General features: G+C 35.3%; 22 protein-coding genes. 9 read left to right on the forward strand and 13 right to left on the reverse strand.

Annotated features, from left to right (window positions below; genetic code table 11):
- Positions 1-671: 671 nt before the first annotated feature.
- A complete protein-coding gene (locus DLK05_RS03255; protein ID WP_127342553.1) occupies positions 672-1,844 on the forward strand; it encodes a trans-sulfuration enzyme family protein in 1,173 nt (390 codons plus the stop codon).
- Between the two features lie 644 nt (positions 1,845-2,488).
- Here DLK05_RS03255 and DLK05_RS03260 read toward each other — a convergent pair.
- The 3 genes from DLK05_RS03260 to DLK05_RS03270 all read right to left on the reverse strand — a co-directional run bounded on the left by DLK05_RS03260 (position 2,489) and on the right by DLK05_RS03270 (position 5,925).
- Positions 2,489-3,859, reverse strand: coding sequence for a DNA recombination protein RmuC (locus DLK05_RS03260; protein ID WP_127342554.1), 1,371 nt, complete (start codon positions 3,857-3,859; stop codon positions 2,489-2,491).
- A gap of 76 nt (positions 3,860-3,935) precedes the next feature.
- On the reverse strand, positions 3,936-4,700 hold the full coding sequence (locus DLK05_RS03265; protein WP_127342555.1) for a UDP-2,3-diacylglucosamine diphosphatase: 765 nt from the start codon (positions 4,698-4,700) through the stop codon (positions 3,936-3,938).
- Between the two features lie 70 nt (positions 4,701-4,770).
- A complete protein-coding gene (locus tag DLK05_RS03270; protein WP_209319688.1) occupies positions 4,771-5,925 on the reverse strand; it encodes a TlpA disulfide reductase family protein in 1,155 nt (384 codons plus the stop codon).
- A gap of 416 nt (positions 5,926-6,341) precedes the next feature.
- Between DLK05_RS03270 and DLK05_RS03275 the strand changes: the two genes are divergently transcribed.
- Positions 6,342-7,271, forward strand: coding sequence for a bifunctional riboflavin kinase/FAD synthetase (locus DLK05_RS03275; RefSeq protein WP_127342557.1), 930 nt, complete (start codon positions 6,342-6,344; stop codon positions 7,269-7,271).
- A gap of 87 nt (positions 7,272-7,358) precedes the next feature.
- Here the strand turns inward: DLK05_RS03275 and DLK05_RS03280 are convergent, their stop codons facing one another.
- On the reverse strand, positions 7,359-9,854 hold the full coding sequence (locus DLK05_RS03280; protein ID WP_127342558.1) for a sodium-translocating pyrophosphatase: 2,496 nt from the start codon (positions 9,852-9,854) through the stop codon (positions 7,359-7,361).
- 339 nt (positions 9,855-10,193) lie between these two features.
- Positions 10,194-10,658: a Rieske (2Fe-2S) protein gene (locus DLK05_RS03285; protein WP_127342559.1), complete on the reverse strand. Its 465-nt coding sequence runs from the start codon at positions 10,656-10,658 to the stop codon at positions 10,194-10,196.
- Between the two features lie 100 nt (positions 10,659-10,758).
- Here DLK05_RS03285 and DLK05_RS03290 point away from each other — a divergent pair, with 100 nt between their 5' ends.
- The 3 genes from DLK05_RS03290 to DLK05_RS03300 all read left to right on the forward strand — a co-directional run bounded on the left by DLK05_RS03290 (position 10,759) and on the right by DLK05_RS03300 (position 12,344).
- A complete protein-coding gene (locus DLK05_RS03290) occupies positions 10,759-11,205 on the forward strand; it encodes a hypothetical protein (RefSeq protein WP_127342560.1) in 447 nt (148 codons plus the stop codon).
- Between the two features lie 237 nt (positions 11,206-11,442).
- Positions 11,443-11,916: a transcription elongation factor GreA gene (gene greA / locus DLK05_RS03295; protein ID WP_127342561.1), complete on the forward strand. Its 474-nt coding sequence runs from the start codon at positions 11,443-11,445 to the stop codon at positions 11,914-11,916.
- A gap of 32 nt (positions 11,917-11,948) precedes the next feature.
- Complete coding sequence (locus DLK05_RS03300; protein WP_127342562.1) at positions 11,949-12,344, forward strand: HIT family protein; 396 nt, start codon at positions 11,949-11,951, stop codon at positions 12,342-12,344.
- Between the two features lie 49 nt (positions 12,345-12,393).
- On the opposite strand, the gene ruvC is transcribed toward DLK05_RS03300, so the two are convergent.
- The 7 genes from ruvC to rplU all read right to left on the reverse strand — a co-directional run bounded on the left by ruvC (position 12,394) and on the right by rplU (position 18,205).
- Positions 12,394-12,948, reverse strand: coding sequence for a crossover junction endodeoxyribonuclease RuvC (ruvC, locus tag DLK05_RS03305; RefSeq protein WP_127342563.1), 555 nt, complete (start codon positions 12,946-12,948; stop codon positions 12,394-12,396).
- The gene (locus DLK05_RS03310) at positions 12,945-13,835 is read right to left on the reverse strand and encodes a DMT family transporter (protein ID WP_127342564.1); all 891 of its coding nucleotides are present in this window, start codon (positions 13,833-13,835) and stop codon (positions 12,945-12,947) included. Before DLK05_RS03310 ends, ruvC begins: the two co-directional genes overlap by 4 nt.
- An 11-nt stretch (positions 13,836-13,846) precedes the next feature.
- Entirely contained in the window at positions 13,847-14,149 is a 303-nt protein-coding gene (locus DLK05_RS03315; RefSeq protein ID WP_127342565.1) for a DUF4286 family protein, read from the reverse strand.
- 101 nt (positions 14,150-14,250) lie between these two features.
- Positions 14,251-16,068 carry a tetratricopeptide repeat protein gene (locus DLK05_RS03320; protein ID WP_127342566.1) on the reverse strand — a complete coding sequence of 606 codons (1,818 nt, stop codon included), beginning with the start codon at positions 16,066-16,068 and terminating at the stop codon, positions 14,251-14,253.
- A 156-nt stretch (positions 16,069-16,224) separates the two neighbouring features.
- Positions 16,225-17,499: a serine--tRNA ligase gene (gene serS, locus DLK05_RS03325; RefSeq protein WP_127342567.1), complete on the reverse strand. Its 1,275-nt coding sequence runs from the start codon at positions 17,497-17,499 to the stop codon at positions 16,225-16,227.
- A 114-nt stretch (positions 17,500-17,613) separates the two neighbouring features.
- Positions 17,614-17,874, reverse strand: a complete 261-nt coding sequence (gene rpmA / locus DLK05_RS03330; protein WP_127342568.1) for a 50S ribosomal protein L27 — start codon at positions 17,872-17,874, stop codon at positions 17,614-17,616.
- 19 nt (positions 17,875-17,893) lie between these two features.
- A complete protein-coding gene (rplU, locus tag DLK05_RS03335) occupies positions 17,894-18,205 on the reverse strand; it encodes a 50S ribosomal protein L21 (protein WP_127342569.1) in 312 nt (103 codons plus the stop codon).
- Between the two features lie 489 nt (positions 18,206-18,694).
- On the opposite strand from rplU, the gene DLK05_RS03340 reads away from it, so the two are divergent.
- The gene (locus DLK05_RS03340) at positions 18,695-19,294 is read left to right on the forward strand and encodes a bifunctional nuclease family protein (RefSeq protein ID WP_127342570.1); all 600 of its coding nucleotides are present in this window, start codon (positions 18,695-18,697) and stop codon (positions 19,292-19,294) included.
- A gap of 75 nt (positions 19,295-19,369) precedes the next feature.
- Here DLK05_RS03340 and DLK05_RS03345 read toward each other — a convergent pair whose 3' ends face one another.
- Positions 19,370-20,623, reverse strand: a complete 1,254-nt coding sequence (locus DLK05_RS03345) for a nucleoside permease (protein WP_127342571.1) — start codon at positions 20,621-20,623, stop codon at positions 19,370-19,372.
- A gap of 291 nt (positions 20,624-20,914) precedes the next feature.
- Here DLK05_RS03345 and DLK05_RS03350 point away from each other — a divergent pair, with 291 nt between their 5' ends.
- The 3 genes from DLK05_RS03350 to DLK05_RS03360 all read left to right on the forward strand — a co-directional run bounded on the left by DLK05_RS03350 (position 20,915) and on the right by DLK05_RS03360 (position 23,327).
- Entirely contained in the window at positions 20,915-21,886 is a 972-nt protein-coding gene (locus DLK05_RS03350; protein ID WP_127342572.1) for a nucleoside recognition domain-containing protein, read from the forward strand.
- A gap of 83 nt (positions 21,887-21,969) precedes the next feature.
- Positions 21,970-22,764, forward strand: a complete 795-nt coding sequence (locus DLK05_RS03355; RefSeq protein ID WP_127342573.1) for a thymidylate synthase — start codon at positions 21,970-21,972, stop codon at positions 22,762-22,764.
- 77 nt (positions 22,765-22,841) lie between these two features.
- Entirely contained in the window at positions 22,842-23,327 is a 486-nt protein-coding gene (locus tag DLK05_RS03360) for a dihydrofolate reductase (protein WP_209319689.1), read from the forward strand.
- Position 23,328: the final 1 nt, after the last annotated feature.

The raw sequence follows: 23,328 nt of genomic DNA on the forward strand, positions 1-23,328 counted from the left end.
CTTTTCTTCGAAAATACAATGTTGATTTTGATGAGAAATATATTTGGAATTAGGCTTTCGCCCCTTCGGGGCTTGATTAACAAATTGCATTAGAATCAACGGGCTTTGCCCGTTGCTATTGCCTTAGTCCTTTCAGGACAAATGTATCCCGAAGGGGGAACTCATTAGCCTTGCTCATATATATGGTGTTACCCTTTATAATAAATCCGATAGAATACACGCAGGGGATAATTGAAAACTATGATGGTATATATTTGAGAAATAAATAAATTATTCCCTGAAAGGGAAAAATCATCAGCATAGGGCATCGCCCTATGAAAAAGAATATTTAGTTGAATTTAGCCCTGAAAGGGCGTAAGCATTAAATCTATGGGACAATCATTATCAAAGGTTTATGTGCACATCACCTTTAGCACAAAAAACCGTCATCCTTTCATTGATGAGAAATATATTTGGAATTAGGCTTTCGCCCCTTCGGGGCTTGATTAGCAAATTGCACTAGAATCAACGGATTTTGCCCGTTGCTATTGCTTTAGCCCTTTCAGGGCTCATGTCTGGCAGTAGAACGGACTGAAATTATATATTGCGTTAACTTTATGTTAGGAATACTCCCTGCTCAGGGAGTATTAATAATTGTTACGAAATGACCTTAAAATGAAAATAATAAACCGATGAATAAAAAAGAGATCAACGCATCACACACCCCGCTTTATCGGGAGGCAGGCTTTAACCTGAAAAATTCGCAACGCACCAAGGAGGCTTTCGCGGCAGAAATCAATCATCCGCACGAACCCGACGATTATATCTATTCCAGATATCGCAATCCTACCGTAGTGGCGGTCGAGAAGCAAATAATGGAACTGGAAGGTTCTAAATGGGCATTATTGGTGGAAACAGGAATGGCTGCCATCGATTTGGCTGTCTCCATCTTTCAGAAAGGAAAAGAAACACGCCCCTGGTTGTTCTTTCATGAGATTTATGGAGGCAGTAATTCCTTTATCGACTCGGTATTGATCAAGAGAAGAAATCTGGATGTTCATCGCTTTTATGCACCCAAAGGACAATATGATTTGGCAGAACTGGAACGTATGCTGATCGCGATTAAGCCCGAATTCATCTATTTCGAAGCAGTTTCCAATCCTATGCTTATTGTTGCTGATGTGAAGAAAATCCTCAATCTGGCAAAGAAATATCAAACGAAAATTATTGTTGATAACACCTTCGGAACACCCGAACTGTGGAAACCATTGTTGGATGGAGCCACTTTGGTAATTCATAGTGCTACCAAATATTTGAGCGGACATGGAAATATCACCGCCGGAGTGTTGTGTGGAAATGATATGGATTTATTAAAAGAAGCAATAGAGTATCGGAAATGGGCAGGTCACTTTTTAAGTCCGGATGATGCCTACCGATTGGGCACACAGCTCAAGACTTTTCCATTACGATTTCAAAAGCATTGTCAGAATGCCATGGCAATTGCGGAGTATCTGGAACAACATCCAAAGATTGAATATGTGCTTTATCCGGGTTTGAAATCGCATCCTACGCATCAGGAGGCTGTGGATTTGTTTGGTGATAAAGGATTCGGAGGAATGGTAACTTTCGATATTAAAGGAAATTCGGAGGAGGAGAAAAGAGAGAAATGCAATGCCTTTGTGGCGGCTCTTGAAGATCATATCCCTTTGGTACCAACCCTTGGCGAAGCAGATTCTATTTTATTGCCAGTGGAACCGGTTTGGGGAGCGAAATATCCATTACCAGGAGTGATCCGCTTATCCGTAGGAATTGAAAATGTCGATACCTTAAAAATATGGATTGGCAATGCCCTGAAGCAGCTTTAATAAAGCTAAGCTGCTATTTAAAAAACATTGCCTTTTGGCTACGCTCAGGAATTACAATCGACAGCTTACTGAGCGCTAGCCGAAGCTTATGCTTATTTAAAGTTATCTGGTCCTGTCTTATTTTGTTGAAATAATCTAAGGAAATTATATTTTTTAAAGTGGCGGATTCTGATCCTAAAGTGGCGGAGCTTTGCCCAATCGGGTACGCAGTTGCCAAAATGGAAATGCCAGCTGCCTTTTGTGGCGGAGTATCTCCCTTTCTGGCGGGCAGTTGACCAAACAGAAATGCCAGCTGCTAAATTGGGCGGAATCTCGCCTATTCCGGCGGATAATTAACCAAATGGAAATAGCTTCTGCAGAATTTGGCGGAATCTTGCCCATTTGGGCGGATAGTTGACCAAAAGGAAATAGCACTTGCAAAATTGGGCGGAGGTTTGCCCATTCCGGCAGACAGTCGACCAAAGCAAAGCTTGTCATTCCAGCTATTTTTTTATCATTCCTGATCGGTTGAAATACTCGCGATGCTGTTTTTCCGTTAGGGAGTTGCAAAAAAACACCCTCTTTCCCGAATTGGTACATTTCGAAAAAGAGGGTTTATATTGTCTTAGCTGTATGGATCAGTCCATTATTTTTACCGCATTGCCTTATTGCAAAACATCGGTATCGTTCATTCTATCGATGAGGTTTTGAGGGAGTTTCTTTTTCACTTTTGCTCCCAGCTCCCGAATGGTTTCGGCACGTTTTACCAGATTACCATTTCCATCGTAGAGTTTTTTCATGGCATCCTGATAGCTGTTTTTCGAGCTGTCCATTTGCTTGCCCAATTTGATCATGTCATCAACAAAACCAACGAACTTATCGTAAAGAGCGCCACCTTGTCGGGCAATTTCCAATACATTCCTATTCTGATGTTCCTGTTTCCAGATAGAGGCAATGGTACGCAACGTAGCCAAAAGGGTAGAAGGACTAACAATCACAATTTTATTATCCCAGGCATAGCCAAACAGCTCGTGATCGTATTGCACTGCCATAGCAAAAGAGGATTCTATCGGTATAAACATCAATACAAAATCGGGGGAATTTAAGGATGCCGAACTTTGATAATGCTTCACCGCAAGTTCTTTCACATGCGCTTTCATAGAAGTAAGGTGCTCCTTCTGATATTTTTCCCTTTCGGAATCATCATTGCAATTCACAAATCGTTCGTAGGCAACCAGCGATACTTTGGAATCGACGATCACATGTTTCTCTTCGGGCAGGCGAATGATCACATCCGGACGAATGGTTTGCCCTTCGCTGTTTTGCATCACCACCTCCCGATCGTATTCTTCTCCTTTGGTTAAGCCAGATCGTTCGAGGATACGTTCCAAAACAACTTCACCCCAATTGCCTTGTTTTTTTACATCTCCTTTTAAGGCTTTGGTAAGATTATTAGCTTCGTCACTAATCTTCGAGTTCAGTTCGTATAGTTTTTTTACTTCCTCTTTTAAGCTAATCTTATCGCGAAGTTCCCGATCGTAGGTTTCCTCTACCTTTTTTTCAAAAGAGGTTAGTTTCTCTTTAATTGGCCCCATAATATCGCTCATATTCTTCTGGTTGGAGCTGGTAAATTCCTTGGTGTTTTCTTTTAGGATTTTAGTAGCAATATTTTCAAATTCGGTGGTAAATCTTTTCTGTAATTCTTCCAGTTCTTGTTTCTGATTTATCAATCGCTCCTCCAGATTTTTACGTTCGGTGGCAGAAATAGAAACCGATCTGGTAAGGTTTTCATTTTTTTGTCTTTCCTGATTTAAAGCCTCGCTTAATTCTTCTTTTTCTTTTTGCAAGTGATTGGCTCGTTCCTCCAAAACCGATTGTTGGTGGGAAAGCTCACTTTTTTCATGGATAAAAGTATTTTCTTGCGTCAGTAATTCTTCCCGGGAAACAGCTTCCTGTTGTGATACTTTTTTTCGGGTAAATAGCCAGCTTATTAGTGCTCCAATAAGAATTCCAAGAGTGAGATATAAAAATTCCATTTGATTTGTTTTATGATATTTCGAAGCTGTTCCTGATATTTCGGACAGTCGAAAGTATTCGCGATATTTCTGATTTTTATTTAATAGTCTGGTCAAATTCCTTCACCAGCATTTCCTTGCCATCAAAAACAGCATAGGTGAAATGGGTAATCCAGTCACCAGTATTGATGTATCTGCTTTTACCATCTAAATCGATATTGCAAGGCCAGTGCCGATGTCCAAATACAAAATAATCGAAATGTTCCTTCTTTAATTCATCTTTTGCAAACAGCACCAACCATTCCTTTTCCTCTCCACGATATTTGTCTGCTTCTATTTTCCCATCGCGCAAGCGACTGTGCGAAGACCATTTATGTGCCATCCAAATAGATAGGTTGGGATGGATTCGGGCAAAGGTCCATTGTAAGAATTTATTAGTAAAAATCTTTTTTAGCAGTTTATAGCTCTTGTCATATGGTCCCAGTCCATCCCCATGTGCAAGGAAAAATTTTTTACCACGTATTTCTGTTTTTACAATATCGCGATGTACAATTACGCCAACTTCGGTAGGTAAATAATCGAACACCCAAATATCATGATTGCCAGTAAAAAAGTGTACTGTGATTCCGGAATCTGTGATTTCAGAAAGTTTACCCAGCACTCGGGTAAATCCTCTGGGAACCGCTCGTTTGTATTCAAACCAGAAATCGAAAATATCACCCATCAGGTAAATTGTTTCCGCATCATCTTTCACTTGATCCAGCCACTTTACAAATAATATCTCGCGTTCGCGATTGTTATTTAAGGCTGGTGCACCTAAATGCACATCCGAAGCAAAATAGATTTTTTTAGTTTCCTTCATACGATTTCCCCTGACTTACGGAGTTTTTTGATGTTTCTGAATATTTATTTCTTGTGGTTAAAAACAGCTGCTAGCGGATATATTCGGCAATTTTTTCATCTAAAGCAATACCAAATAAATTCTTTCCAACAATATCTCCCTTCTTATCAATTAAATAATTGGAGGGTATTTGTTGAATATTAAAATTTCTGGCAGCAGCACCACTTCCTGTTTTGGGATTACAAACATTTATCCAGTTCAATTTATCTTCGGAAATGGCTTTTTTCCAAAGTTTTGCATCCTGATCCACAGAAACCTGGTAGATCTCCAATCCCATTTTATGGTATTTGTTGTAGATCTTTCGCAAGGTTCTATTATGCTTACGGGAATTCAAATCCTGCGAAGCCCAAAAACTCAATACAATAAATTTACCTTTTAAAGAGCTTAATTTAATTTCCTTACCATTGGTATTTGGTAAATTAATTTCCGGATAATTAGAACCTTTATCTTGAATCAATTTGGATATTTTGAGATTTTCCAGGCGTTTTTCCATCTTCTGTAAGTTCGCCAGAATAGCCTTTGTATATTCATGTTCCGGATATAAAGCTTTCATCGACGAAGCAACGATTTTAAGATACTGGATGTCTGCATTTTCATTCAAAGTGAAAGTTTTATCATCCAATTTTTGATACAATGCCATATAACCAGCAAGAGAAGTGGCATTCTTCATGATAAATTTGGCAGAATATTCGTGCTGATCCTGTAATACTTTTACATACTTTGCTAATAAATTTTGCGAAATACTGGAGAAATTAGGATCTCCTTTTTTGTTCTCTAATTCTTTACGAATCTTACTAAGTTGATTTTTGGATTTTGTTAGTTTGTCATTTAATTCTTTTACCAGAAGCGAACCTTTTGAACCTTTTATAGTGTAATCATTCGCCATTTTTTCCCCGTTAATATCCAATTCTATTCTTTCATTGGTTTCAGTAAGGAGGGTAATTAACTTGCCATCGGATAAGCGTAAAAGATAAAATTCAGGTTGCAGACTCTTCACCTTAAATTTAAAATCTCCATTCTTATCAATTTTAACGGAGTCTATAACTTCTGCTTTTGCAACGTGTAGTTTATCAAGATAAAGGGTTTTACCTTCAGCATGTTTAATATTACCTTTAATTTTTACTACATCCTTTTGACTACAGGCCCATAATAATAAGATGGGAAGGGCCAACAATAATTTTTTCATATAACTAGCTTTCATAATTTAGGTACAATATCAGTATCATTTAAGCAAAATCCAATAATGATATCCTTTTAAGGATGGCTCTCACGAAACTTTAGGCCGAAAATTACTAATAATTTCCTGTATATTCATTATTATTTCTTTTGCAGCAAAACAACAGAAGATTTCTGTTTGGTATAGAGGATGCTGAAATTTTTAAGCTTTGAAAAAGGCTGTCACATAAAGAATCATTATTCAGGATCAATTGCTTTTCATATCCCACAACCGAAGTCTTACATGTTCCCGAAAATTTCATATTTTTGCTCTCGATACACATGTTGGTGGGATTACCTGGAAAAGGAAATGTTTTACAGGGTGTTTAATGATTTAGAATGTTGACGAAGCAAAATCGAGAATCTCACAATTGATTAGAATAAACAATGAAAATATATACGGATCTAAAAAATTTCTCGGCTAGTAATCCTGTGGTTACGATAGGAACATTCGATGGAGTACACCTGGGGCATCGCAAGGTGATTCAACGCCTGCAGGAATTGGCACATAAGGTGAATGGGGAAACCGTAATTTTCACGTTTTATCCGCATCCTCGTCTGGTTTTAAGTGGGGAGAACAATGGTCTTCGCCTGATTAATACTTTAGAGGAAAAAAAGGTGTTGCTGGAAGCTGCAGGAATCGATCACTTGGTGATTTATCCTTTTACCAAAGAGTTTTCGCAATTGTCGTATGTGGAATTTGTAGAACAGATTCTGGTAAAGCAGTTGGGGATGAAATATTTGGTTGTTGGATACGATCATCGATTTGGGCACAACAGAGAAGGAAAATATGAAGATTTAAAGCTATTTGCTGATCAACTGAATTTTAAGATTGAGCGGCAGGAAGTTTTAAATATGGATGCTATAAATGTGAGTTCTACCAAAATTAGAAGAGCAATTTCAGCGGGAGATATTCAAACGGCCAATAAATATCTGGGCTACCGTTTTTTCATCAAAGGTGATGTTGTAGATGGAAAAAAATTAGGTCACAAAATCGGCTTTCCAACGGCAAATATTGATCCCCAGGAAAGCTACAAGCTGGTGCCCAAGGATGGAGTTTATGCGGTTAAGGTAGATGTAGATGATACTATTTATATGGGAATGTTGAATATTGGCGTTCGTCCTACGGTGAATAATCAATTGGACAACCGTTCCATTGAGGTTCACATTCTGAATTTTCAGCAGAATATTTACTACAAAAATATTACGATTCATTTTTACCAGAGAATTCGAAACGAGCAGTTTTTCCCGTCTTTGGATGAACTAAAAGCTCAACTTGTTAAGGATAAGGAAGCAGCGATAAAGATATTAGAATAAAGCAAATATACTTTGTTGTAGATATAAATTTTAAGCAAAAAATAACCCCGAAGTAATCTTCGGGGTTTGTTGTCACAATAATTTCGCTTAGTTTTTTGAAATGTTTTCATTGGTCACAGGCACATCTTGTTGATGATTTATCCCCGTTTTATTACCTATTTTGTGTGCGGTTTTGTTTTTTGAATTTTGTGTATCCTTCTTAGGAATTCTCATTCCATAAAAGCTTCGATAAACAAATACCAAGGCAATAGCAAGGAAAATCCAACCAATGATTTGTGCTAATAATGCCTGACCTGTCTTGATCATTTCTATTGAAATCTCTGCCGCCAATAATCCAAATAAAGTTGAAAATTTGATAATTGGATTCAAGGCGACTGAAGTTGTGTCTTTGTAAGGATCTCCCACTGTATCCCCAACGATAGTTGCTTCATGTAAAGGAGTATTCTTTTCTTTCAAATCTACTTCAACCACTTTTTTGGCATTATCCCATGCACCACCTGCATTGGCCATATACATGGCTTGGAATAATCCAAAAACAGCAATGGAGATGAGATAGGAAACAAAGAAGTTTGGATTGATAAAAGCAAAGGAAAGCGTGATTGTCAATAGAACGATAAAAATGTTCCACATTCCTTTTTGTGCATATTGAGTGCAAATTTTCACTACGGCTTTTGAATCGTCAATATCCGCTTCTTCTTTTTCGAGATTTATATTATTCTTAATAAATTCAACAGCCCGATATGCACCGGTAGTAACAGCCTGCATGGAAGCACCCGAGAACCAATAGATCACGGCACCACCACTAATGAATCCAAGAATAACGGGAGCATCAGTCAATTCTATTTGCAATAAACCAGCTTTTCTTAGTATCAGGATAATGGAGAAAATCATAGTTGTTGCTCCAATCACAGCAGTACCAATTAAAACAGGTTTTGCGGTAGCTTTAAAGGTATTTCCTGCAGAATCATTTTCTTCGAGATATTGTTTTCCGGTTACAAAATCAGGTACAAAACCAAAATCTTTATTCACTTCTTCTTTGATTCCTTTAATTTGTTCAATCCTCGATAATTCGAAAACAGATTGAGCATTATCCGTAACAGGACCATAACTGTCAACAGCAATGGTTACCGGACCCATGCCAAGAAAACCGAATGCAACCAAACCAAAAGCGAAGATGGAAGGATAAATCATGAATTCAGCCAATCCCATAGCGCTAATAAGAAATGCTCCGGCCATAAGCGCAGCGATTACCAAGCCTGTCCAAAAAGCTGCGAAATTACCTGCGACTAATCCTGATAGAATATTTAAAGAAGCACCACCTTCACGGGAGGCAACGACTATTTCTTCAACATGACGGGATTTAGAACTGGTAAATGCCTTGGTAAACTCAGGTATTAGAGCAGCAGCTAGCGTACCACAACTAATAATTGTAGATAATTTCCACCAGAGTCCGGTTCCTTCCAATCCACTCATATTGGCTAGTAAAAAGTAACTTGCCAGATAGGTAGCGGCAATGGAAACTATTGAAGAGATCCAAACCAAAGAACTTAAAGGGGCTTCAAAATTAAAAGCCAGAGATTTACCATATATCGCTTTGGAGATATAAGAATTAATCTCGTAGGACAGAACGGATGTAACGACCATTAGAAGTCGCATAATAAATATCCAAACAATTAAGGAAGCTTGAAATTCTACTCCTGTAACGGCTAAAATAATAAAGGTAATCAGTGCTACACCTGTTACACCATAGGTTTCGAAACCATCGGCAGTAGGGCCAACACTATCTCCAGCATTATCACCTGTACAATCGGCAATCACACCTGGATTTCTTGGGTCATCTTCGCCAATATTGAAAACGATTTTCATCAAATCAGCTCCAATATCTGCAATCTTAGTGAAGATACCACCGGCAATTCTCAGAGCCGAAGCACCTAAAGATTCTCCAATAGCGAAACCAATAAAACAAGCACCAGCACTTTCGCCAGGTACAAAAAGCAGAATAATCAGCATCATGATTAATTCTACACAAATGAGTAAAAGACCAATACTCATTCCTGCTTTTAAAGGTATATTAACTACATCGTAGGGTCTTTTGCGCAAGGATGCAAAAGCTGTTCGGGCATTGGCAAGCGTATTAATTCGGATTCCAAACCAGGCTACACTATACGAGCCAAGGATTCCAAGTACCGACCAGAATAATATTAGAAATACTTTGGGTAAAGCCATATGACTTAATCCAAAGAAATAATAAAAAATTGCAACACCTATTATCAGAAATAAGATGATAAGGAAGCGACCTTGTTGTAATAGGTAAGTTTTGCAAGTTTCGTAAATGATATTTGCAACCTTTAACATGGAGGAGTGAGCTGGTAATTTTTTGATTTGTGAATACTGATACAAACCAAATAATAGTCCGAAAACAATAATTGTCATTCCAACAAATAATAAATCCCAACCATTTGCTCCAAAACTACTAAAATAGCTTTGCTTTAGATCAGGAACCAGTAAATCGGCCTCGCTCGCAAAAGTTGTCAGAGGGCTTGCAAAAACCCCTAAAACAAGTAATAATAATGCTTTTTTCATACGTAAATGCTTTTCTTAGTGAGGTCACATGGAATGAATCAAATCACGATTTTTATAAATTGAAGAACACAAAAAATAAAGGAACATTGTCCATTAAAATTATCCTGTTCTATTTTAGAAAAATGAGTGGATGGTTCGTTACATAGGACAATAAATTCGTGTTTTTAGATTAATTCCTCCTCAAATTAGAAATTATTGTTTAGTGAAGCAAGCGTTAATGTAATTAATATTTGAAAATTTTGAATTCTGCGGATTTGGTTTGTATCCTGATTTTTATATTTTTAACGTGTGAAAATTAGTTTGTTATAGAAAGATGGTGCAATAAAGAAGAAAATAATTCTAATTATAAATACGAAGAGTGCGGCTTGAGGAGGAATAGCTCGTTTTGTACACCTTAAGAGGGTATTTTGCTACGGATCCATCCAGGGGATAGGCTCCACCCAAAATATTAAACTGGCTTCCACAAATAGGACAAGTATATATTCCGGAATAATCTTCATCCAATTCAACATGTTCATCTACATCTACGTCATGAGTACAAGTTGCATCGTAAGCAGCATAACCACTATTTAGTTTTACCACAATAATTCCATGGTTTCTGTAGCCAACCGATTCTCCTCCAATTGCATCAAAGTAGAGAGCATTTCCTACAGAATTGAGTTCGCTGAAAAAATCAAGATAGACAGTTGAATTAATATGCCAAGAGGGGACGATCTCATCATTGTTGGAATTGGAACTGCAAGAACAAAAAACAGAACTAAAACCGAGTAAAAGGAAAAAATATAGTAAATTTGATTGTTTCATATTTATTTTAATAGCGTTTTCTGAAGAAACGCAAGATATAATGAATTAGTATTTTGAAAGAATTATATCGAAGTTTTTAAATTAATTTACAAAAACACTCATGGACGATAGTTGGGGAAACATTATATATTTACTACTAATGGTAGTATTTGTTGTGGTTGGATTGCTCAAAAAGAAAAAGCCAGCAGTTAGTGCACCTCCCCCTTCTCAGGGAGATTTTAGCACATTGTCAAAATCCGTTCCTAAGAGTGGTTTGGATTCTGTTTTGGAAGCTCTTTTGGGAAATGAGATTACGATTCCTTATGCAGAGGAAGAGGTGTCACAACAAATAGAGGTAGAACTTACGGACAAAAGTATTTCAGACTATAAAATGGAAATGCAAGAAAAGAAAGTTGCCGAAAAACCCAAGGAGAGTGTTTTTGAAAATTTGCATACTATTTTTCATGAGGAGGAGGAAGAGGAGGAGTCTAATAATTCGGAATGGCAAGAGGTAGATTGGCGCAAAGCAATAATTTACAAGGAAATCTTGGATCGTAAGTACAACTAACTTTAAATTACTTTACTTTTATTAATTGCTGTATTCATTTATACGGTATAGGATGTATATCACAACCAATTTGATTTGGTATTAAGTGCTCGTGTTGTAAAAGGAGGTATAACTAAGTAGGAAAATTTGTATATTTGTATCCTAAAGGGTTCTGATATGTCGGAATTCTTTTTGTTTTTATAGATCATTAATGGTCATAACATAAGCATTTTAAGGAAAATTTAATAAGATAATATTATGTCTGGTTATTCATACGTTACTGCTGAGGGATTAAAAAATTTGAGAGCAGAATTAGAACAGCTCGAAACTATTGAGCGTCCAAAAATTTCGAAACAAATTGGAGAAGCTATTGATAAGGGCGACTTATCGGAAAATGCGGAATACGATGCTGCCAAAGATGCACAAGGGATGTTAGAGGCAAAAATTGCGCAATTACGTGGTATTCTTGCCAATAGCAGAGTTATCGATGAGACAAAAATCGACACCTCAAAAGTTCAGATGATGAATAAAGTCACTATAAAGAATCAAAAAAATGGTGCGGTGATGACTTATACATTAGTGTCTGAAACCGAGGCTGATTTTAAACAAGGAAAACTCTCGATTAATACGCCAATTGCAAAAGGTTTAATTGGCAAGAAAGTGGGAGACGTAGTAGAAATACAGGTTCCTAATGGATTGATACCCTTTGAAGTAATTGATATTTCTATTTAATCTTCTTTAAAATTCATCAAAATAAATATAAGATGGCTAGCATATTCACAAAAATAATTCAGGGAGAAATTTTTTGCCATAAAATAGCAGAAGACGATAGATATTTTGCATTTTTAGATATTAATCCTTTGGCCAAAGGCCATACATTAGTGATTCCAAAACAAGAAGTAGATTACATTTTTGATTTGGATGATGAGGATTTAAATGGATTGCATCTGTTCGCAAAAAAAGTTGCAAAGGCAGTGGAAAAAAGTGTAGAATGTAAGCGGATAGGAATTGCAGTAATCGGATTAGAAGTGCCTCATACTCATATTCATTTAGTGCCTTTGAATAGGATTGGAGATTTAAATTTTGCGAATCCAAAATTGGATTTGTCTGCTGAGGAATTGGCAGAGATAGCTTCTACTATACGCAAGAATTTAGAATAACGTAAACTAGAAAATGGACATAGAGAAAGCTGCAATTATTGTGGCTTTCTTATTTTTTAATCTTATGTGGATTTTTTTTCACAAAGTCGGCCCAGGAAGTAGCTTTGCTTTTTAAAATGGGAGAACTACTTTGGAAAAAATGACAAAGAGCAATTGCTAAGGCATCCGTTTCATCAGGATTACTCGGAAATTCTTTTGCATGGAAAAATCGCTGCATAACAACTGCTAATTGTTCCTTTGATGCTGTCCCGGTACCTGTAATGGCTAATTTAATTTTTCGGGGTGCGTATTCAAAGATTGGAATATCACGTTGTAAGGCCGCAGCAATGGCAACTCCCTGAGCTCTTCCTAGCTTCAGCATAGATTGAATATTTTTACCAAAGAATTGAGATTCAATAGCCAGTTCATCGGGATGATATTCATCAATTATTTGGAGTGTTCTTCTAAAAATTTTCTGTAGTTTGATATAGGGATCGCCAATTTTCTTTAAATCCAGATATCCCGAGATCAAGATTTTCGGTTTTCTATTTACAATGCGAATTAATCCATAGCCCATTAAGTTGGTTCCGGGATCAATTCCCATGATGATTTTATCCTTATTCAATTGATTTTGTTTTTTTGAATTAGTTTTTGCAAAACGATTCCGGAAATAATCAAAATTAATCCTGCAAGTGTACTAAGATAGATAGATTCTCCGATAATTAGGTGAATAAAAATGAGAGAAAGGAAAGGGCTGAGGAAAACTAAATTGCCAATTTTATCCATAGAGCTAATCATTTTCAGTGCTTTAAGCCATAGTATTGAGGAGATTCCACACTCCACTAATCCAATGTAAATTGCCGCCATAAAGCTACTCTTATCTGGTATATGAAAATCTGAAAATAGAAGGATCGTGATAAGAATATAAATGAAGCCAAAAGCAAAATTTAAAAATAATTTTTGCTTTTCTTCTCGTTTGTCACGAACGTTAAATATCCAGAATAGAGCCCAAAATACGGAACTTCCCAATGCCAGAATCACACCAAATGAATTTGGAGTTTGCAGCGTAGTGAAATTTCCTTTGTTCGCGATTATTACTACTCCGGTAAAACTTATTAATATGCAGATTATACTTTTGATCCCAATTTTTTGTTGGAGTAAAGGTATGGATAGTAATACAAGTGTGATGGGCCAAATATAATTTAGGCTCACCGCAAATTGAGCTGGCAATATCTCATAAGCTTTCAGGAGGACGACATAATAAAGAAAGGGATTGAGTAAGCCTAGAATCGCAGAATGTAAATAATCTTTGGGTTTACTTAATAGAGTAGGTTTTAGTTGAGACGAAATAAAAAGTAAGAAGCCAAGAAAAAGCATTGCCACCCCGGAGGATATCAGCAGCAAATGGAGGAAATCCATTCCATAGAGTGCCATTTTAAAAGCTGTTGCTACGGTCGACCAACAAAAAATGGCTAAAAGTGCATATAGATATGCTTTTTGCTGTGTTTTCAAAGTTTGCAGAATTAAACTTCTTGCAGAAGCGATGTAAAGCGGATGATTTGATTTTGAAATTTGGCTTGAAATACGGCTTTTATTCTTGGTTCAAAGCTATTTATATATTTTTCCAAATGGTCACGGTCCTTGAAAACCAATTGAAGAGAATAGGTGAGACCTCCATCTTCTTTAACAAGCATTAACTTGCAGAAATAATGCTTGTTAAATGTCCCGGTTTCTTGTAACAGAGGAATGAATTTTGATTTCATCCAATCACAAAAATTCTCTTCTAATAAATTGTCCAGCAAATAGCTTGTATTATAAATAATCATAAATTCAAAAATTAATTGTTATAAAGAGCAGTTGGTTGAATTAGAAACACCTTCTTTTGATGCCAATAAAAATCCAACTCTTCTGGCAAAGATATCAATATTTATCTCTGAAGCTTATGGAGTCGATCTCTCGCTTCTATTGAAAAAATACTATCAGGATACTTTGTTAATACTAATTTATAACTATTAATGGCCTTTTCTTTTTGAGATTGTTTTTCATAAACTGTCCCTAGTTGGAATAAGGCCTTATCTGCAAGTGAATTATATGGGTATTTGTTGACTATTAAATTAAGATTATAAATTGCCTTTTCTATCTTCTTTTCCGAAAGATAAATTTCAGCCTTTTTGTAATATGCTTCATCTGTGAGAGAATGATCCGGGTGATTTTTAATCAATAAATCCAGCGTTTGAAGTGCTGAGGAATCCTGTTTTTTGTAAGATAAAAATTCGGCTTCTGCATATGTTTTAAGAGCTGTTTCTGTAGTATCCAGAGTTGTATTATCACTAATCAATTGCGAAAGAGCGATAGCATCATTGGCTATCAATTTAGAGGTACTTCCTTTTATTGCGTCTAATTGCGCCTTTGCCCAGTTAAGTTCTCCCATATAATACGAAGCCTTTGCTTTTTTAAATTTTGCTTCAAAGCCTAAAGGATTATTTTTATTAGATTTTTCAATCTGAGCATATAATAATATCGCATCCCATTTTTCATCATTAAATAGCTTAACATCTGCTAATTCCATTTTTATATTTGATCGATTTTTGGTATTAAGATTTTTTGTACTCAAAGCCTTCTGTAATAGTTCAATTGCCTTGTTATTATTCTTTAGATAAAAAGCCTTAATGTGAGCGAATTTAATTAATGCAAGAGGAGCTTTTGCTATCATTTCTTGCTGATTAAAGAATTCTTCGTATTGATTGGATAGCGTTTGCCATTCTTCTAAGGAATCTGAGTTATTGTCTTTTAATTGAAAATAATGAGTGTCTAAAATTCCTATTTTAGCATTGAAATACTGGGGTGATTTATTTCCTTTATTGATTACAATTTGATAACATCGTAATGCCGTTTTGTAATCCTTGTTACTGCTTGCTAATTTTGCTAACTCGAGAAGCCTAGAGCCATCTTCATTTTGAATTAAATCAATAGACATTGCTTGGTCCAATGCCGCGCTAAACTGTTTTTTCTGCATAAAATACCAAAGCAGTAATTCTTTAAAACGGATGTTGTTTCTTGATTTTTGAATTTTTTCGAGTAGTTGATTTTTGAGGATGGAGCCCAAACTAGAGTCTATATCCTGAAAAAGAGCTGATTGTAATCTGTTTTCTATTAAATTTAGTTTACTTTCATCTATTGCTAGAGCCATTAAATATTCTTTTACCATATTTTTGTAGTCTTTTTGGTAGTAAAAGATATTTGCTATTTCGTAATGAAAAGCATCTTCCTGATTGATTAATTTTCTTCCTGAGAGATAGGTTTTACCGGCTAATTCATATTCTCTTTTTCCTAGAAAAGAATTGGCAGTACTGGTGATTGCACTTTTCACAGGAATTAATTTCTGAATTACCTTATTGTATTGATTTTTGGAATCATCTATATCGCCAGCTTGCTTGTAGGCATATCCTAAGGCAATTTGAAAATTGTTATCACCCGGGTGTTTTTTAATTTGTTTTTTTATAAATTTTTCAGCATCCTGATAATTCTTCAAATGTAATAAACAATCGATATAATAGTTAAAATAAGTTTTAGATTGAGTACTTGTAAACAAATCATGGAATAATACGGAAGCTGGTTTGTATTCTTTATCCCGAAAATATTTAAATGCCAATTGACTCGCAGTTTGAATATTTTGCTGTCCCAAAGAGTTAGTAGTTCCAATTAAGGATATAACTAGAATAATACTTACAATATATTTTTTCAAAACAATGATTTTTTGAATATTTTTTTCCTAAAAATAAAAAAAAAGTCCGGTTGAAAAGAACCGGACTTCAAAAATTATTTTGATAACTGTTTATACCTCTAATTTTTACGGTGCAATATTAAAATATTATTCCCATAAAGTCATTTATTCAAAGGCTTAATCAATTATATCAAATCCTGTGTATGGAATTAATGCTTTAGGTATTCTAATACCTTCGGGAGTTTGATTATTTTCCAATAGAGCAGCTACAATTCGAGGCAATGCTAAAGCACTTCCATTTAAAGTATGCGCCAATTGAGTTTTTTTAGAATTTTTCTCTTTAAATCTTAATTTCAAGCGATTTGCCTGATAGGATTCAAAATTGGAAACAGAACTAACTTCCAGCCATTTATCCTGAGCTGCAGAATAAACTTCAAAATCAAAAGTCAATGCCGAGGTAAAACTGGTATCACCACCGCAAAGGCGTAACAAACGATACGGAAGTTCCAGTTTTTTAATAATACTTTCAACATGTGCAACCATAACCTCCAATGCGGCATATGATTTTTCAGGATGTTGAATTTGTACAATTTCCACTTTATCGAATTGATGTAATCTATTCAAACCTCTCACATCTTTACCGTAGGAACCAGCTTCGCGTCTAAAGCAGGCCGAATAAGCAGTATTTTTAATTGGAAAATCTTCTGCATTTAAAATAACATCGCGATAAATATTAGTTATTGGAACTTCTGCAGTTGGAATCAAATACAGATTATCTTCGGTTACGTGATACATCTGTCCTTCTTTATCCGGTAATTGACCAGTACCATAACCTGATTCTTCATTTACTACCAATGGAGGAATAACCTCCTCGTAACCAGCGTCACGATTTAAATCTAAAAAGAAATTGATTAAAGCTCGCTGGAGCTTAGCTCCTTTTCCACGATACAATGGAAAACCAGCTCCGGTAATTTTATTTCCAAGCTCAAAGTCAATTAAATTATACTTTTTTGCCAATTCCCAATGGGGAAGAGCATTTTTTGATAAAGTTGGAATTTCACCAAGCGTTTTTACAATAATATTGTCTTCTTCGCCTTTACCTGCAGGTACCGATGGATGAGGGATGTTAGGAATTTGAAGTAAAAGATCTCGTAAATTGGTAAGAATAGAATTACTCTCAGAGCTTAATTCTGAAATAGTCTCTTTTAATTCAACAGTTTTTGCTTTTGCTAAATTTGCTTTTTCTGTTTTTCCACTTTTAAAAAGATTTCCAATTTCTTTCGATAAACTATTCATTTCTGCTTGAGTAGCATCAAGTTCGGATTGATTAGCTTTTCTTTTCTCATCAAGATTTATTATAGTGCCAATAATTTCTCTGGCATCGAAATTCTTGATTTTAAGTGCCTTAATGGCTTCCTCTTGGTTTTCCTGTATGTATTTAAGGCTTAACATTTTTAATTGTTTAAATTATTTTACCTGTGAAATAATAAGCTATAAAAATAAAAAAATCTCCTGTCTTTATACGCAGATAAAGCAGGAGATTCAAATATTTTAGAGCTGAATTGACTATTCAGCAATAGGTTCAATAGAAACGTAAGATTTGTTGTTTCTTTTTTTTCTGAATACAACAGTTCCATCAGTAAGAGCGAATAAAGTGTGATCTTTACCACAACCAACATTTTCACCTGGATTATGTTTTGTTCCTCTTTGACGAACAAGAATATTACCAGCTTTAGCAACCTGACCGCCGTAAATTTTAACTCCTAATCGTTTACTTTCCGATTCTCTACCGTTCTTAGAACTACCGACTCCTTTTTTATGTGCCATTTTGTAATATTTTTAAGGATTAAGCAAGAATATCTTCAATTTGGATTTGTGATAAATCCTGACGGTGACCATTTAGTTTTTGGTATCCTTTTCTTCTCTTTTTCTTGAATACTTTAACTTTATCACCTCTCATGTGGGAAATCACTTTAGCAGTAATTTTAGCACCTTCAACTGTTGGTGCACCAACTACTATTGCTCCGTTATTATCCACTAGGAGAACTTTTTCGAACTCAACTTGTCCACCTTCTTCGGTTCTAAGTCTGTGTACGAAAATCTTTTGGTCTTTTTCAACTTTAAATTGTTGACCCGCGATTTCTACAATTGCGTACATGTTATCCAATTTTACGATTTGTTCCAGGGGGTGGGTATCTTTATATTAAAATAATCCTCTTGGTAAACCCCCGAAGAAATTTATTTCGGAATGCAAAAATAGAAAAGAATAATTGATAAACAAAGTTTTAAGCTTATTAATAGAAGTTTCTGTATTTTTTTTTCGACAATTAACAGACGAATAATATCTTTAGGATGTAAATTGATTGTAAAGATTAAGTTTCCATTAATAGTTTTGGATTTACTTGTCATTAATATGTATCTTCATAATCTACAAATAGGTGATGTTCTTGTTGAAATTTGAAGTCTTCCATGTTCAATTATAAAGATATTTAATTAGACTTTTTTTGAATGTTTAGTCTGATTTGTAATCGAACCTTTTACTTATAGGTTAATCAAATTTTAAGAATTACACTGTATGCTTAGAGTTAATGTGCTTGTAAAACAATTCTTATATTTGCCAGATAAATAGAGGATTAATTTTTTATATATGGGTAAGATAAAGCTTAATGTTCTGGGATTATCATATAGTCAGACTCAAACTGGCGCCTATGCACTTGTTTTGTCAGAGGAGGATGGAGATCGTCGTATTCCGATTATAATTGGTGGCGTAGAGGCCCAGTCCATTGCTATACAATTGGAAGAATTAGAGCCACCTCGTCCTTTAACACATGACCTTTTTAAGAGTTTTGCCGAAGCTTTTTCTGTACAGATTATTGAGGTAAACATATATCGATTGGAGGAGGGGATTTTCTACTCTGAATTAATTTGCATTAAAGGAAATAATAGAGTGAGAATTGACTCGCGAACTTCTGATGCAGTTGCCATTGCTTTACGCTTCAAATGTCCTATATATACAACCAATGAAATTATTGAGAAGGCAGGTATTGTTCTAAGTATTGAAGGCGAACCAGATGAACCTACGATAACAGGTGCACTGAAATCAGAGCCTCAAGAATCATCAGCAGTTAGCCCTTTTAGCGAGTATAGCATTTCACAGCTTCGTGCTATGTTAGAAGATGCTGTTCGCGACGAGGACTATGAAAAAGCATCGCTTATTCGTGATGAAATCGGTAGGCGAGAGAGTTAGTCTTAAGAAAATATAGTTAAGAACACAAAAACGACAAGTAATACTTGTCGTTTTTGTGTTCTTAAATTGGAGATATCAATGAGAAATGATTCCAAGTTGAGCTGGATTGTGTTTGTGTTTAAATAAAATGGCAAAGAAAATGGCCACAATAAGAGAGTAAACAGCAAAACTAATCCAGATACCTTCCCAGTTAAAAAGTTCTCCGTTACCGCTAAAAAAAGTATCAATAATAATCCCGCTAGTCCAACTTCCTAAGATTGCACCGAAACCGTTAGTCATCATCATGAATAAGCCTTGCGCACTCGCTCTCATGCTTGATTCGCTCTGGGTCTCCACAAATAGAGAACCTGAAATATTGAAAAAATCGAAAGCCATACCATAAACGATACACGAAAGGATAATCATCCAAAGACCATCACCAGGATTTCCAAATGCAAATAGGCCAAATCGAAAGACCCATGCAACCATACTAATTAGCATCACTTTTTTAATTCCAAATCTTTTCAAAAAGAATGGAATAGCTAGGATAAATAAAGTTTCTGATATCTGAGAAATAGACATAATGATAGCTGGATATTTGACAGATATCAAGTTTTTGTAAATATCAATTTTTGCAAAATCATGTAGGAATGTATCTCCGTAGGCATTGGTTAATTGCAGAGAAGCTCCTAAAAGCATCGAGAAAATAAAAAACAATGCCATTTTCGAATTTTTGAATAGGGTAAAAGCATTCAATCCTAATGAATTGATGATTGATTTTTCTCTAGGTCCCTTATTGATTTCACACTTAGGCAAGGTAAAGGAATAAAAACCCAGACAAACGGATGCGATTGCTGCCACGTAAAATTGCATTGCAGAGGTTTCCAGTTTAAGTAAACTAATGGTCCACATTGCAATAATAAAACCAACGGTTCCAAAAACCCGAATTGGTGGGTACTCTTTTACTACATCCATATTTGATTTTTTAAGAGCGGAGTAGGCTACCGTAATGGATAGGGAAATAGTTGGCATGTAAAAAAACATATTAACAAGCATCAACCAAAACATCGAGCTGGGAGAATTGGTTTGAGGTAAAAGTGTTAAGATTACAGCACCACACATGTGAAATATCCCCAGAAGTTTTTCGGCATTCACCCAGCGGTCGGCAATAATTCCAGCTATTGCAGGCATAAATAGGGATGCAATTCCCATTGTAGAGAATATTGCACCAAACTCAGTCCCTGACCATCCTTTGGTTTGAAACCAATATCCACCTATAGTGATTAACCATGAACCCCAAACAAAAAATTGAAGAAAATTCATTAAAACCAGACGATTCTTTATTCCCATAATGTAGTTTTTAAGATAGATTAGTAATTGTAAGATCCTAACGGTTTATAGGTTGTTTGGTAGTAGGTTTGAAAATCAATTCGAAAAGTTTTAAAACTTAAGCTGTTTTGATTTTCAAAGATCTCAAAACTAGTCAAAAAAATAGATTCTTAAAATATTCATAAATTTTTTTTACTCAAATGATATGTCTATTTAATTAATTGAGAAAACGATAATTGGAAAAATGATGTAGAAAAAGTTAAAATAGGTATTTTTGCTACCTAAATAATAGCGATTTAAATTTTCACAATAATGAAAGCTCAAATAGTAGGAGATCTTTTGAAGCAAGCTGTCAGGGAATCATTACCTAAAGCATTTGCGAGCTCTAAGTGGTTGCTTAGTATTATGCTCCCAGTATCTTTTGTTGTGTTATTGCTAAATTATTCTGGCGTTTTAGCTGCAATTTCCTCTTGTCTCACTCCTGCGTTTGAATTAATTGGGCTTCCCGGAGAATCAGCATTTGTATTAATTACCAGTATTTTCACGAATATTTATACTGCCATAGCCGTGATAACAAGTTTGGAATTACATGGCAGAGTGGTTACGATTCTTGCAGTTATGTGTTTGGTGTCTCATGGATTTATGATAGAAACAACTGTACTTAAAAAAACAGGATCTTCTGTAATTAGGATGATTTTGTTACGGCTGATAAGTAGTTTTGTAATAGGGGCTTCTCTAAATTATTTTTTACCAATAGATATTTTAAATACCGTTTCTGAAATTCACCTTGAAAGTCAAACCTTTTGGGTGATGTTTTCCAATTGGTTAGAGGCTTCCTTGATTTTAACAATCAAGGTAATTGTTTTAATCACCGTTTTGATGATCTTTCAAAAGATATTAGAGCTTTTTGGAATTATAAAATGGATTTCACGTGGTTTGAAACCGCTTCAGGTTGTAATGGGACTTCCTACAAGGACTTCTTTTTCATGGATTGTAGCAAATACGCTTGGATTAGCATATGGTTCTGCTATTATAATGGAACAGGTGGAATCAGGGCAAATGTCAATGGCAGATGCGGATTTATTAAATCATCATATTGCAATTTCTCATTCAGAATTAGAAGACCCATTGTTATTCGCAGCAATTGGAGTGCCATTGGTATGGATAATAATCCCAAGAGTAATTTGGGCCATTATTGTAGTTTGGATGCGCAGACTGGAATTGGAAATTAGAAAGAAGATCGATTTAAGAGGAAAGGATGTGGTTTCCGTTATGAGATCCTAATTCTATTTTTAGAGTATTAATATTACAATCGCTAAAATTCCATTATTAATGTATCTTTAAGGCTAATAATTTGAATCTGAAATATGCAGCAATATCTTGATTTGTTAGAAAAGGTTCTCGATGAGGGAAATAAGAAAAGGGATAGAACAGGAACCGGTACATTGAGTGTATTTGGCCATCAAATGAGGTTTGATTTGAGTGAAGGTTTTCCAGCAATAACAACCAAAAAATTACATTTAAAATCTATCATTTATGAATTATTGTGGTTTCTCAATGGTGATACTAATGTGAAGTATCTGCAGGAAAACGGAGTTAAGATATGGAATGAATGGGCTGATGAAAACGGGGATTTAGGGCATGTTTATGGATATCAGTGGAGATCCTGGCCAAAAGTTAACGGGGAATCTCTGGATCAAATTAAGCAGGTAGTTTATGACATTAAAAACAATCCTAATTCTCGACGATTGATTGTAAGTGCATGGAATGCTGGTGATATGGAAAATATGGCTTTGCCTCCCTGTCATGCTTTATTTCAATTTTATGTGGCAGATGGAAAGTTATCTTGCCAATTGTATCAGCGCAGTGCAGATATCTTTTTAGGTGTTCCGTTTAATATTGCTTCTTATGCTTTATTGACAATGATGATGGCTCAAGTTTGTGATTTACAGCCAGGTGAATTTATTCATACCCTTGGAGATGCTCATATTTATTTAAATCATTTAGAGCAAGTCAAATTACAATTGAGCCGCAATCCTAAATCACTACCCGTGATGAAAATAAATCCAGATGTGGATGATATTTTTAATTTTAAATTTGAGGATTTCATCTTGGATAACTATGATCCACATCCACATATAAAGGGTGCAATTTCCGTTTAAAATTAAATAAGATAAGGAAGATCGAAAGTAATATCAGAATTAAATCTATTGAAATTATTAACTAAACAAGAATACTCATGATTGTTTCTATAATAGTAGCTGCTTCCCGAAATAATGTAATTGGTAAAGATAACCAGTTAATTTGGAGATTGTCAGCCGATTTGCAACGGTTTAAAAAGCTTACAACAGGACATACAATCATTATGGGACGAAAAACTTTCGAGTCTATTGGTAAACCTTTGCCAAATCGAAACTCCATTATTATTACAAATCAAGCTGATTATTCTGTAGCTGGTTGCCTTGTTGTCCATTCTTTGGAGGAGGCTTTAGAAAAATCTAAGGATCAAGAAGAAGTTTTTATTATTGGAGGAGGCAGTATATATAAAACTGCATTGTCACGTGTGGATAAACTCTATTTGACCTTAGTTCATCATAATTTTAAAGGTGATACCTATTTCCCTCAACTAAATACCGCAGACTGGGAAATATCGGATAGAAAAGATTGTTTTCCAGATGATAAAAATGAATATGCATATTCATTTATTGATTATAAAAGAAAATAAG

The organism is Ancylomarina longa, from assembly GCF_003996985.1.
GTDB lineage: Bacteria > Bacteroidota > Bacteroidia > Bacteroidales > Marinifilaceae > Ancylomarina_A > Ancylomarina_A longa.